We start from the raw sequence: 11,521 nt of genomic DNA on the forward strand, positions 1-11,521 counted from the left end.
TCCGCACCCGGGGCGCCGGCTGTTTGAGCGCCACACTTCCGCCGTCCCGCCGTTGGTCACTCCAGGTTCATCTGCCGCTTTCGGGCGGCGGAGCGCTCCAGCTTCCGGGCCAGGGCGGCGGGGTCCCCCGCCTCCAGCACCTCCCGGTAGGTGCGCAGGTTGTCCTCCAGGGTGCGGAGGACCCGGGTGAGGGCGGGGGCGTTCATGGAGAAGAGCTCCGTCCATAGGGGCACGTCCAGGGCGGCCACCCGGGTACAGTCCCGGAAGGAGCCCCCCTCGAAGCCCCGGCACTGGAAGAGATCCGGGTCGTCGCACACCGCCACGGCCAGGATATGCATGACCTGGCTGGTGTAGGCGATGATGGCGTCGTGCCGCTCTGGGGTGGTCTTCACCACGTCCCGGCAGCCCAGATGGGCGGCGATGCGCTCCATAAGCCCCAGGTGCTCCGGGGTGTTGCCCTTCTGGGGGGTGAGGATGAAGTGGGCCCCCCGGAAGAGCTCCGGGTCTGCGTGGAAGATACCGGAGGTCTCCTTCCCGGCCATGGGGTGGCAGCCGATGAAATCCACCTCCGGGGGGAGGATCTGGGCGGCCTCCAGGATGGCGGTCTTGATGCCGCACACGTCGGTGACCAGGGCCCCGGCTTTGAAGCGGTCCCGGTGGGCGGTGAGGAAGTCCACGATGCCCCGGGGATGGAGGCACAGAAAGACCACGTCCGCCGTCTGGATGGCGGCCCCGGCGTCATCGGTGACCCGGTCGGCGGCGGCGTGCTCCCGGGCGAAGGCCAGGGTGGCCCCGTCCCGGTCCACGCCCACAATCTCGTAGTCCTCAAAGCTCCGCAGGGCCATGGCCAGGGACCCGCCGATGAGGCCCAGGCCCAGAATGACAATCTGCTTTTTCATGGGGTAAAACCTCCTGTTCCGGCCCGGCTCAGGCCGTCCGGCCCACGCAGGGGGCCAGCGCCCGGAGCTTGCCCATCAGCGTGTCAAACTGGGCCGGGGTAATGGACTGGGCCCCGTCGCACAGGGCGTGGGGCGGGTCGTTGTGGACCTCGATGATGAGGCCGTCGGCTCCGGCGGCGGCGGCGGCCAGACTCATACGCTCTACCATCCAGGCCTGCCCGCAGGCGTGGGAGGGGTCCACCACCACCGGCAGGTGGGAGAGCTTCTTCACCGCCAGCACGGCGGAGAGGTCCAGGGTGTTCCGGGTGAAGGTCTCGAAGGTGCGGATGCCCCGCTCGCAGAGAATGACCCTCTCGTTGCCTCCGGCCAGGATGTACTCCGCCGACATGAGCCACTCCTCGATGGTGGAGGAGAGCCCCCGCTTGAGGAGGATAGGCTTGGTGGTCTTTCCCAGCTGCTTGAGGAGGTCAAAGTTCTGCATGTTCCGGGCCCCAACCTGGATGACGTCCACGCACATCTCGAACATCTCAATGTTGCTGGTGGACATGATCTCGGTGACGATGGGCAGCCCGGTGGCGGCCCGTGCCTCCTGGAGGAGGCGGATGCCGTCGTTGCCCATTCCCTGGAAGGAGTAGGGGGAGGTCCGGGGCTTGAAGGCCCCGCCCCGGAGGGCGGCGGCTCCGCTGGCCTTCACGGCCTGGGCCACCGCCACGATCTGGCCCTCGCTCTCCACCGAGCAGGGCCCGGCGATGACCGCCAGCTTTTCGCCCCCCACCAGGGCGCCGTTCCCCAGGTCCACCACCGTGTCGTCTGGGTGGTACTTCCGGTTGGCCCTTTTGTAGGGCTCGGTGACCCGCATCACCCGCTCCACTCCGGGGAGGAGGGCCACCTTCTCCTGGTCAATGCGGGAGGCGTCCCCCTCCGCCCCCAGGATGGTGGTCTCGGACCCCTGGGAAACCATAACCTTGACGCCTCCGGCCTCCATGGACCGGATGGCCCCCTGGAGCTCCTCCTGGGAGAAGCCCGGCTTCATAATGACGACCATAACACATTCCGTCCTTCCGTAAAAATGTAAAGAACGCCGCAGCGGCCCTGACGGACCGCCGCGGCGTCATCGAAGAGAAGCCGCCCGCAGCTCATCCCTGTCCAGGGCATGCCAAAGCGCCGCTACCATAGCCATAGTAACGGGGATAGGAATACCCATACAGGTTGAAAAACAGGGACAGCTTCACCGTGCAACACTTCCTTCTGAAGAGACACTTTATCACTTTCTGCCGTTAAAATCAAGAGGAATTTTTGCCCCGCCTGCGGTTGCCTTTTCCCCCCGGCCATGCTATGCTGTTTGCAGCGCGGCCTGCCGCCGGGGACGGCGGAGGCGGTCCACACAATCCAATCGGGACAGAAAGCAGGTGTTTGCATGATCCTCACCTTTGACCAGGCGGGGGAGCTTTTGGACGAGATGGCCGAGGAATTTCCGCCGGAGTTTTACCAGGACCTCAACGGCGGCGTCTGTCTGCTGCCGGAGGCCAAGGCCGACCCGGAGTTCCCCCCGGGCGAGATGTATATCCTGGGGGAGTACTGCAACGATATGATGGGGCGGTATATCAACCTCTACTATGGCTCCTTCGCTGCGCTGGCGGAACAGGAGGACTGGACGGAGGAGGACTGGGAGGACGAGCTGTGGGAGACCTTCGCCCATGAGTTCACCCATCACATGGAGGGTCTGGCCGGGGAGCGGGGCCTGGAGCGCAGGGACGAGGACTTTCTGGAGGCGTTCCGGGCAGAGCGGGAGGAGCCGTAAGGAGCAGCCGGACGGGGGGCGGGAGCTGCGCCGCAGCCTTTCGGGGCCGTTCTGCCGCGGGCGCGGAGGTGGACCCACAGGGTCACTCCGGCGCTGAGGAGCAGGAAGCTGTAGAAGCTGATGCCCCGGGCCAGGAGCACCGCCGGGGCCGCCAGTCCAGGGCCGAAGAAGCGGGAGAAGGCCCGCAGGGCGCTTCCCTCGGCGGCTCCCACCGCCCCCGGCAGGGGGAGGAGCCCCACGGCGACGGACACCAGCGCCTGGGCGCCCGCCACCTGGAAGAGGCCGGCCTCCCGGAGGCCGAAGCCCAGGTAGACCACATAGGGGACGGCGTAGAGGCAGGTGAGCTGGAGGAGGGTAAGCCCCAGCAGGGCGGGGAGCATCCCCAGGTTGGCCCGAAGGCACTCCGCCCCCCGTCGGTACTCGGCCATCTGGCGCGCCAGCCGCGCCCGGACCTGGGCCTCCCGCCGGACCAACCGGAGGCGGACCCCCAGCGTGACCAGGCCCCCGGTGAGCCGCCGGGCGGCGTTGGGGAGGAACATCATGGAGAGCATCCCGGCGGTGAGGAGCACCGTCACCGTGCCGCCGTAGAGGAGCAGAAGCCCCAGCCCGGTCCCCAGTCCCGCCCGGACCTCCGGCAGCAGCAGGAAGGCCGTCACGGCATAGCCCAGCGACACCACCTGATAGCACACGGCAAGGAGCAGCATGTTCAGGGAGCCGTGGGCGGCGGGGACGCCGTCCCTGGACATGTAGTAGATCTGGGCGGGCTGTCCCCCGGTGGAGGAGGGGGTGATGGAGCTGACATAAAAGCCCGCGAAGGAGTAGCCCAGGCACTGCCGGTAGGGCAGGCGGTGGCCCAGCCGGCCCAGAATGCGCTTGGAGCACAGGGCCTCGCAGCCCACAAAGCAGAGCATCAGCCCCAGCCCCAGCCCCACCCATCCGGGGTGGACCCGCCCCAGGGCCTCCAGCAGGCTGGCGGGGGACTGCTCCCGCAGCAGGAGAAAGCCGGAGAGGGCCATGACGGCCAGGATCACCAGCAGGCCCCAGTTCTGTCTCCCTTTCACCGGCGGACCACCCCCTTGGCGGCGGTCAGGGCGGAGACAATCCGATCCAGACTCTGGGCCTCCAGCTCCCCCCTGAGGGCCCGCATATGGGCGTGCATGGCCGACAGAGCCCCGTCGTCGTAGAGGAGCCCCCGGATGGCCTGCAGGCACCCCTCTGGGTCCCGGGGGGCCAGGCGGCCGATGGCCCGGCGCACCAGGAACCGGGCGTTGTCCCGCTCCTGCTGGAGGGTGGGCTCCCAAGCCAGTATGGGCAGCTCGGAGAAGATGGTCTCGAAGAGGGTGATCCCCCCGGGCTTGGAGAGCATCAGGTCGGCCTGGGCCATGTAGTCGTACACACGGTGGGTGAAGCCCACCACCTGGATGTGCCGGTAGCGCCCCGCCAGCTTGTCACAGAGCCTCTGGTTGCCCCCGGTGATGAGGGTGGTCTCCACCCCGGACAGGGCGTCCAGGGCCTCATAGAACCCGCTGCGCCTGGGGAGCATCCCCAGGCCGCCCCCCATGATGAGGAGCCTTCTGGTCCCGTCCCCAGGGGGACGGGACCCCCGGCCGGCCGGGGGCCGGAACTGGGGCCGCACCGGGATGCCGGTGACATGGATGCGCGCCGCCTCCACCCCCTTGGCGATGAGCTGGTCCCGGACGCTCCGGGAGCCCACCAGGTAGCAGTCGGCGCCGGGATGCAGCCACTCCCGGTGGGAGGAGAGGTCGGTGATGCATGTGGCCAGGGGCAGGCCGGCGCCCAGCTCTTCCTTGTAGTCCGAGACAAGCTGGGCGCAGTAGGGATGGGTGGCGATGACGGCGTCGGGACGCCGCTCCCACAACAGCTCCCCCAGCTTGTCCTGGAAAAAGTCCTCCAGGGGCGGACGGGCCCGGAGGGGGGCCCGGCCGGCGGCCCTGTAGTAGAGGTTATAGAGACCGCTGCCCCGGGTGACCAGCAGGGAGAAGCACTTGTAGAGGGTCTCCGAGGCGTCAGGCAGCGCGTAGGCGAAGAAGTCCTCCACCGTCACCTCCGCGCCGGGCAGGTCCCGCAGGAGCTGGAGGCGCAGGGACTGGGAGGCGGACCAGTGGCCCATGCCGAATTTTCCGGTGAGAATCAGGATGTTCATGGCTGTCCCTCCTTGTTTCTAAGGGACAGTATAGCCTGGATTTCTTTAGAAAACCCGATCCGGAACCTTAAAAACCCCTTAAGAAAGAGGAAAATCTTCCAGAAGAGCGGCGCCGCCGGGGCTGCACAGGGCGGCCCGCCACCCCGGCCCGGCGTAGGCCGCGAAGGTGAGCCCCCCCAGGGTCCCAATGCCGCCGGGGGAGAGGAGAGGGACGGCGATCTCCCTGGGGGGGCGGTCCAGGCCGGAGCCCTGGCACTTCACCCGGGCCTCCTTCAGGGTCCAGAGGGTGTAGAAGTCCTCCCAGCGCCCCCCAAGGGCCTGGAACCAGTCAAACTCCTCCGGGGAGAGGGCCTTTCGGGGCAGGAAGGACCGCCGGGGCCGGACCCGCTCCACGTCGGCCCCCACCGGCATGTCCCCCAGGGCGCAGAGGGCATAGGGCCCGCTGTGGCTCAGATTGAAGTGGTGATCCGGACGCGCCGGGAACCGGGGCTTTCCCCAGGCCTCCCGCTCCAGCCGGGGCAGCCCCTCCCACCCCCAGGCCAGCCGGACGGCCTCCCGGAGGAGGGCGTGGGCCTCCACGGTATCGGAAAAAAACAGGCGCAGCATATGGTCTCCCTCCCCGTTTCTCTTAGGGCTTGTTTGAAAAATGCCAACATGCCCAACCGGCGGGTCTTTTGCCCCCTGGACGGCGCAATTTTTCCTTGAAATCCGCCAGGATTCCTGCGAAAAAATTGCTTGCCAGCCGCCCAAAATCCCTCGCTGCCGGACACATCGCCAATTTTCAAACAAGCCCTAGTTTACCACGATTTTCCGCCAGTGTTACCGCCTTTTTGGGAAAAGGGGGATTTTCTCTGGCAATCCGGCCCCGCGTCGTGTAAAATAAAAGGGCCGTTAACATCCTAATTAGGAGGAAGATCGCCTATGAAACTGATTTCCTGGAACGTCAACGGCCTGCGGGCCTGCATCAAAAAGGGCTTTTTCGACTACTTCCAGGGGGCGGATGCCGATATGTTCTGCCTCCAGGAGACCAAAATGCAGCCCGGCCAGGCGGAAATTGAAACTCCCGGCTACTTCCAGTTCTGGAACTCCGCCGAGAAGAAGGGCTATTCCGGCACCGCCGTTTTCTCCAAACGGGAGCCCCTGTCGGTGGCCTATGACATCGGGGACCCCGCCCATGTGGGGGAGGGACGGTCCATCACCCTGGAATTTCCAGCGTTCTACCTGGTGACGGTCTACACCCCCAACGCCCAGGAGGGCCTGGCCCGGCTGCCCTACCGCATGGAGTGGGAGGACGCCTTCCGGGACTACCTCCAGGGCCTGGACGCCCGGAAGCCGGTGGTGGTCTGCGGGGACATGAACGTGGCCCATGAGGAGATTGACCTGAAAAATCCCAAGACCAACCGGGGCAGCGCCGGCTTCTCCGATGAGGAGCGGGAGAAGATGACCCAGCTCCTCGCCGCCGGCTTTACCGACACCTTCCGCTGCCTCCACCCCGACCTCACCGGGGCCTACTCCTGGTGGAGCTACCGCTTCAAGGCCAGAGAGAAGAACGCGGGGTGGCGCATCGACTATTTTCTGGTCTCCGACCGCCTGCGGGACCGCATTGAAAAGGCCGAAATTTTCAGTGAGATCCACGGCAGCGATCACTGCCCCGTTGGCCTGACCCTCTCGGATACGCCGGCCGTGTCCCAATAAATCCCCGTCCCGGGGCAAAAGACCCGCCGGTTGGGCGCGTTGATGAGGTTCCGGCAAGCGCTGACACACCCCCGCCCGTATGAAATGGGCGGGGGTGTGTCTCATCCGGCGGAAGCCGGGCCGGGGGGAGCGTTCTGCCGCAGCCCAGGCCGGAATCAGCGCCCGCTGTAGGGTCTGGTGGTGTCGATCACAATGGCGCCGGCGGCGCTGTCCCAGGTCACATCAAAGCCCAGGGCCTGCCCCAGGTCGCGGATTTTGAAGTAGGTGTAGCCGCTGCCGGAGGCGTCGGTGAGGGTGATGGCCTCCAGGGCGGTCTCCGCACCGTCCACCAGCACCGTGGACTGGTTCGCCGTATAGGATTGGTCGCCGGTGAAGGGGGTGCTCATCTCAGAGCCGTTGGGGGTGCTGTAGGCCGTCCTGGTCTGGATGGTGATGGCGCTGGCCGCAACATCCCAGCCTACGTTGAACTGGGCCTCGGAGCCGTTGAGGACATAGGCCACATCCCGCAGCTTCAGGTAGTTGGTGTCGTTGCCGCCGGCATCCCGCAGGGCGTAGGCGTCAAAGGCCACCGCCTGGCCGTCCACCAGGATGGAGTAGCTGGTGGCATAGGCCGTCTGGCCCTGGGAGGAGGGGGCGCCGGAGGAGGGCGTACCGGAGGAGGGCGCACCGCTGCCTGCGCCGCTGGCGGGAGCATAGGGGTTGGGGAAGGAGCCGGAGGTCAGCTGGCCAAAGCCGTACAGCCCGGAGGCGCCGTCCTGATAGACAAACCGGCCGTCAGAGGTGATGTTGGAGGCCAGCACCGGCAGGGAGCCCAGGGATTCGCCGGTCTTGGAGTCCACATAATAGGTCTCGTAGCCGCTGCCGGTCCGCACCCGGAAGGGGAGTACCTGCCCCTCATAGCCGTCCTCGGAGAGGGTGAGGGTGTTGTAGTGGTACTCGTGGTAGGAATAGGTCAGCTGGTCGTTGTAGACATAGAGGTTGTCCAGGGACTGGGGGATGACCTCCCGGTTGTCGGCGGTAATCACCTTGGAGCCGTCCTGGTCGTTGACGGCCTCGATGAAGTCCCGGGTGTAGACCCGAAGCGCCTGGTACTCCAGGGGGACGGTGATGCTGCCGCTGCCGTTGAGGATGCCGTAGTGGGCGCCGTCGCTGACCCGGAAGTAGTCGCCGCCCAGAATGCGGAACTCACTGTAGATGGGGGCGGCGATCTCCGCGCCGTCGGCGGAATACATACCGTAGAGGTAGCTCCACTCGTTGGCGGGGTTGTCCACACCCACCACCACCTTGCTCAGGTCGCCGGCGGTGGTCAGCAGGGAGAACTGGTTGGGGACCAGTACGTTGCCGTTCTGATCCATGGTGCCGTAGTTCTCGCCGTCCAGGGTGAAAGCCAAGTCCCGGAAATAGGTCTCGGTGGTCACCTCGCGGTCGGTCCAGCGGGTGACCTCCTGGCCGGAGAGGTTGTAGAGGATGGAGGAGAAGCCGCTGATGGAGCCGTCGTCGTTCCGGGTGACGGTGCTGGCTGCCACCAGGCCGTTGGAGTTAACGCCGCCGATGTAGCTGTAGTCGCCCATGGGCACAATCACCGTGCCGGTGTTGTCCAAAATGCAGGTCTGGGTCCCGCTGCTGGCCTCGTAGTAGGTTTTGCCGCCGGTTACGCACCGGGCATGGATGGAGTCGTAGGCGCCGGCGGGAATCACCACCTGCTGATTGGCGTCCAGCAGGGCCGTGCCGCTTCCGCCGTGGGCCAGGTAGTAGCCGTCCTCGGTCTGCTCCACCCAGTTATAGCCCTCAATGGTCACCCGGCTGTTGGAGGAGCCATAGTAGGCTTCCTGGGTGGAGGGCTGGAGCTCGGCGGTCAGATAGGTGTAGTCCCCGTTCTCGTCCGCGATGGCGATGATCTGGTTGCGCATCTGGATGCGGCAGTTGGACAGGGGCCGGACCACATTGCCGCTGGTGTCGATGACCCCCATCTGGTCGCCCTTGGTGGCGATAAAATAGCCGCCTCCGGTGGATTCCAGCCTGTCATACTGGAAATCCACCACCACATTGCCGGTCACGTCGATCAGGCCGTACTGGCGGGAGGCGTTGGCGGCGGGGACCACGCCGTCGTAGAACAGGAGCATCCGGGAGTAGGCCGTGGTGGCGATGGAGTAGTAGCTGGCCTGGCTGTAGGCAGCAGGCAGCTCAGCCGCCGCTGCGGCGGGCAGCAGGATGGTCAGAGCCATCACCACCGTCAGGAGTGCCGAGAGCAGTTTTTTGTTCCACTTCATGATATTCCCTCTCTTCGATCTCTTCTAGTCTTATAAGGAGCGCCGGGCGGAACGAAAAATCAGGCCGGTCCGCAATGCGGTAGGCCAGCGGGCTGGTTCGCGCATACACCTCCTCCAGATGCCCGGCAGTCTGCTCCGCCAGCGTCTTATATCCCCCAAGCCCCGCCGGGTCCTGTTCACAGGCGTTCTCCAGCAGAGCGGTCATCTCCTCATAGACCTCAGGCCGGTATGGGTTCAGGCGCAGATATTGAAAGCGGCACTGGGCCATGGTCCTGTAGTCAGCCTCCTGGGCCGCCAGGGTGAAGGCACAGTCCCAGGCCAGCATGGAGGCGTCGGTGGCCGACAGAATCCGGCCGGCGATCTCGCCGGCCTCCTCCAGGCTGGCGCAGTGCTGGAGCCGCTCCTCCGCCAGGGACAGGTCGGCGGGCCACAGGGCGTAGGCGCCCTTGCTGTTTCCAAAGAAGGACAGGGTATAGGGGAGGGTAAAGAAACCCAGCGCGGCGGCAGCCAGGCCGCCTGCCGCCCACAGGGCGGGCCTGGGGACGGACACCTCCCGGACCGCTCCGCCGCTGCCCAGCAGAAGCAGCAGGCAGAGCATTCCGAAAAACTGAAAGTCGAAGTCGATGCAGGCGTGGAGGGCCAGGGCCGCCGCCGCCGCCCGCGTCCGCAGGGGCGCCCCCCGCCGGAGCACCACCCATCCGGCCAGGGCCAGCAGCAGTACGCCGGAGAGGATGCCGCCGTCCAGAGCGGCCTGGAGGTACTCGTTGTGAATGGAGCGCAGGATATACGGCCCCGTCTGAAACAGGGGCTGGACGTAGAGATAGCCTCCCCGGCCCACCCCCAGGGGATGGGCGGCCAGAATACGCAGGCCGTCCAGATTGTAGAGGAGTCGGCCGTTCAGGCTGGAGGACTCCAGGGTGATGGCCAGCAGCCGGTCCAGCACCAGCCCGCCGCTGAGCAGTACCGCCAGCCCGCCCAGCGCCGCTGCGGCCGCCGCTCCCAAAAGGGCCGGAAGCACCCGCCGCCGGGCCGCCAGGGCGTGGAGGAACAGGCCCCCCCCCGCGGCCGCCAGCAGAAGGAAGACCCCCCGGGAGCCGCTGAGGAAGATGACCACCACCAAAAGAGCCATGGCCCCATAGTCCTGTTTTTTCCGCTCCTCCTTCAGCAGCAGGAGCAGCAGGCAGATCATCAGGAAGAGGGCGTAGGTATTGGCATACTGGAAGAAGCCGTCGATCCGCCCGTTGGCGTCCGCGACACCGGTGAGGCGGTTGACGAGAAAGACGCACAGGGAGACCGCCGCCATTCCCGCCCCCAGCCAGGAGACGCTGTCCAGAATCAGCTCCTTTTCTGCTCCGGTATAGGTGGCGGCGTAGAAGAAAAAGAGCAGGGCAGCCAGCCACCGCAGGCCGCCGGTGAGGGCCATGCCCGGGCTGAGGGCCAGAGGGGCGGTCAAAAAGGCACACAGGACCATGCCGGCCAGCAGCCACAGCGCCGGACCCCTGGGCAGCGGCAGCGTCCCCCGCCGCAGGATGGCGTGGAGGAGCAGCAGGGCCAGCACCGCCCCGGCCAGCAGCGCGGTAAAATCATAGTACCCGCCGAAGAGCAGCAGCACGGCCGCCAGCAGGAAGAAGAGCGGGGTGTTGACCCGGACCTTTGGCAACTGCGGCAGGCCCTTGCGCCGCGCCTCCCTCCGGCTGCCCATCAGGCCGCCCCTCCCAGCGCCAGGTCCAGCAGCTCCTCTGTCTCCGCGAACCGGCGGGTCTCACTGGCGCTGTCCAGCAGAACGATGAAGCAGGCGTTTTCCCCGTCCTCGGCGTAGGTGACCAGGTTGTTGCCGCCGATGAGGGTGGTTCCGGTCTTGAGGCCCAGCACCCGGGGGTCCGCCCCTGCCAGGCGGTTCAGATTCCGAAAGGTGAGGCCGCCGATCTCCATCTCAGCCTGGGAGGAGTAGTCTATGTATTCCGGGTGGTCCGCCACCAGCCGGCAGGCCAGCGTGGCCAGGTCTCTGGCTGTCATATAGTGGTCCGCCGCGTCCAGCCCGGTGGCGTTGACAAAGTGGGAGTTTTTCAGACCCAGTTCCTGAGCCTTCTGGTTCATCTGCGCCACAAAGGCGGCCTCGTCCCCCGCCGTCAGCCGGACCAGGGCCTGGACACAGTCACAGCCGCTGCTGAGAATGGTCCCGGCCAGGAGCTGTTCCACCGTGACGGTCTGGCCCGTCCGCAGGCCGTATTTGGACCCCCGGGTCTCGGCCACCTCCGGGGGGACGGTGAAGGTGTCGGAAAGGGACAGCCGCCCGGCGTCCAGCTCGTCCAGGACCAGATAGATGGAGAGCATTTTGGTCAGGCTGGAGGGGGAGCGGGGCGTGTCCGCCTCCCGCTCCGCCAGGAGATTGCCCTCCCCGTCCAGGATCACCACGCTGGTGGCGGTGAGGGACTCCGGCAGGGCCACCCGGGGCTGCCAGGGCCGGAGGACTGCCAGACAGACCACAGCCAAACAGGCCAGCACGGCAGATCCGGCCAGCCACAGCCGGCGGCGCTTCCGGGGAGGCTTGGGCGCGTGCCGGTGATTTGTTTTTTTGCTGGAGCGGCGTTTCGTCATACAATCACCCATTCTCTTAGGGCTTGTTTGAAACATGTCAACATGCCCAATCAGCGGGTCTTTTGTCCCCTGGACGGCGCAATTTTTCCTTGAA

At 66.3% G+C, this 11,521-nt stretch carries 10 protein-coding genes; 2 read left to right on the forward strand and 8 right to left on the reverse strand.

Annotated features, from left to right (window positions below; all coding sequences use genetic code 11):
- Positions 1–56: 56 nt before the first annotated feature.
- Positions 57–899 (reverse strand): prephenate dehydrogenase, encoded by an 843-nt coding sequence (locus tag Q0K09_RS04135; RefSeq protein WP_294473315.1) that lies wholly within the window; start codon positions 897–899, stop codon positions 57–59.
- A gap of 28 nt (positions 900–927) precedes the next feature.
- Positions 928–1,944, reverse strand: a complete 1,017-nt coding sequence (gene aroF / locus Q0K09_RS04140; protein ID WP_294473318.1) for a 3-deoxy-7-phosphoheptulonate synthase — start codon at positions 1,942–1,944, stop codon at positions 928–930.
- Positions 1,945–2,316: 372 nt separating this feature from the next.
- Between aroF and Q0K09_RS04145 the strand changes: the two genes are divergently transcribed.
- On the forward strand, positions 2,317–2,700 hold the full coding sequence (locus tag Q0K09_RS04145) for a metallopeptidase family protein (RefSeq protein ID WP_294473321.1): 384 nt from the start codon (positions 2,317–2,319) through the stop codon (positions 2,698–2,700).
- On the opposite strand, the gene Q0K09_RS04150 is transcribed toward Q0K09_RS04145, so the two are convergent.
- The 3 genes from Q0K09_RS04150 to Q0K09_RS04160 all read right to left on the reverse strand — a co-directional run bounded on the left by Q0K09_RS04150 (position 2,610) and on the right by Q0K09_RS04160 (position 5,470).
- Positions 2,610–3,761, reverse strand: coding sequence for a lysylphosphatidylglycerol synthase transmembrane domain-containing protein (locus tag Q0K09_RS04150; protein WP_294473323.1), 1,152 nt, complete (start codon positions 3,759–3,761; stop codon positions 2,610–2,612). The genes Q0K09_RS04145 and Q0K09_RS04150 overlap by 91 nt on opposite strands.
- Complete coding sequence (locus Q0K09_RS04155; protein WP_294473325.1) at positions 3,758–4,864, reverse strand: UDP-diphospho-muramoylpentapeptide beta-N-acetylglucosaminyltransferase; 1,107 nt, start codon at positions 4,862–4,864, stop codon at positions 3,758–3,760. Before Q0K09_RS04155 ends, Q0K09_RS04150 begins: the two co-directional genes overlap by 4 nt.
- A 78-nt stretch (positions 4,865–4,942) precedes the next feature.
- On the reverse strand, positions 4,943–5,470 hold the full coding sequence (locus tag Q0K09_RS04160; RefSeq protein ID WP_294473332.1) for a 4'-phosphopantetheinyl transferase superfamily protein: 528 nt from the start codon (positions 5,468–5,470) through the stop codon (positions 4,943–4,945).
- Positions 5,471–5,785: 315 nt separating this feature from the next.
- Here Q0K09_RS04160 and Q0K09_RS04165 point away from each other — a divergent pair, with 315 nt between their 5' ends.
- On the forward strand, positions 5,786–6,559 hold the full coding sequence (locus Q0K09_RS04165; protein ID WP_294473335.1) for an exodeoxyribonuclease III: 774 nt from the start codon (positions 5,786–5,788) through the stop codon (positions 6,557–6,559).
- A 155-nt stretch (positions 6,560–6,714) separates the two neighbouring features.
- On the opposite strand, the gene Q0K09_RS04170 is transcribed toward Q0K09_RS04165, so the two are convergent.
- Genes Q0K09_RS04170 through Q0K09_RS04180 form a run of 3 tightly spaced genes read right to left on the reverse strand, consistent with a single transcriptional unit; the run spans position 6,715 to position 11,427 of the window.
- Complete coding sequence (locus tag Q0K09_RS04170) at positions 6,715–8,829, reverse strand: WG repeat-containing protein (RefSeq protein WP_294473339.1); 2,115 nt, start codon at positions 8,827–8,829, stop codon at positions 6,715–6,717.
- Positions 8,744–10,531 carry an O-antigen ligase family protein gene (locus Q0K09_RS04175; protein ID WP_294473341.1) on the reverse strand — a complete coding sequence of 596 codons (1,788 nt, stop codon included), beginning with the start codon at positions 10,529–10,531 and terminating at the stop codon, positions 8,744–8,746. The genes Q0K09_RS04170 and Q0K09_RS04175 overlap by 86 nt, the downstream gene beginning before the upstream one ends.
- The gene (locus Q0K09_RS04180) at positions 10,531–11,427 is read right to left on the reverse strand and encodes a D-alanyl-D-alanine carboxypeptidase family protein (RefSeq protein WP_294473346.1); all 897 of its coding nucleotides are present in this window, start codon (positions 11,425–11,427) and stop codon (positions 10,531–10,533) included. The genes Q0K09_RS04175 and Q0K09_RS04180 overlap by 1 nt, the downstream gene beginning before the upstream one ends.
- Between the last annotated feature and the right edge of the window lie 94 nt (positions 11,428–11,521).

Source organism: uncultured Intestinimonas sp., from assembly GCF_944387725.1.
GTDB lineage: Bacteria > Bacillota > Clostridia > Oscillospirales > Oscillospiraceae > Intestinimonas.

Bases quoted from the DNA above. Each gene is read 5' to 3' on its own strand.
- Q0K09_RS04135 (WP_294473315.1), bottom strand. From the start codon at position 899: ATGAAAAAGCAGATTGTCATTCTGGGCCTGGGCCTCATCGGCGGGTCC.
- aroF (WP_294473318.1), bottom strand. From the start codon at position 1,944: ATGGTCGTCATTATGAAGCCGGGCTTCTCCCAGGAGGAGCTCCAGGGG.
- Q0K09_RS04145 (WP_294473321.1), top strand. From the start codon at position 2,317: ATGATCCTCACCTTTGACCAGGCGGGGGAGCTTTTGGACGAGATGGCC.
- Q0K09_RS04155 (WP_294473325.1), bottom strand. From the start codon at position 4,864: ATGAACATCCTGATTCTCACCGGAAAATTCGGCATGGGCCACTGGTCC.
- Q0K09_RS04160 (WP_294473332.1), bottom strand. From the start codon at position 5,470: ATGCTGCGCCTGTTTTTTTCCGATACCGTGGAGGCCCACGCCCTCCTC.
- Q0K09_RS04165 (WP_294473335.1), top strand. From the start codon at position 5,786: ATGAAACTGATTTCCTGGAACGTCAACGGCCTGCGGGCCTGCATCAAA.
- Q0K09_RS04170 (WP_294473339.1), bottom strand. From the start codon at position 8,829: ATGAAGTGGAACAAAAAACTGCTCTCGGCACTCCTGACGGTGGTGATG.
- Q0K09_RS04175 (WP_294473341.1), bottom strand. From the start codon at position 10,531: ATGGGCAGCCGGAGGGAGGCGCGGCGCAAGGGCCTGCCGCAGTTGCCA.
- Q0K09_RS04180 (WP_294473346.1), bottom strand. From the start codon at position 11,427: ATGACGAAACGCCGCTCCAGCAAAAAAACAAATCACCGGCACGCGCCC.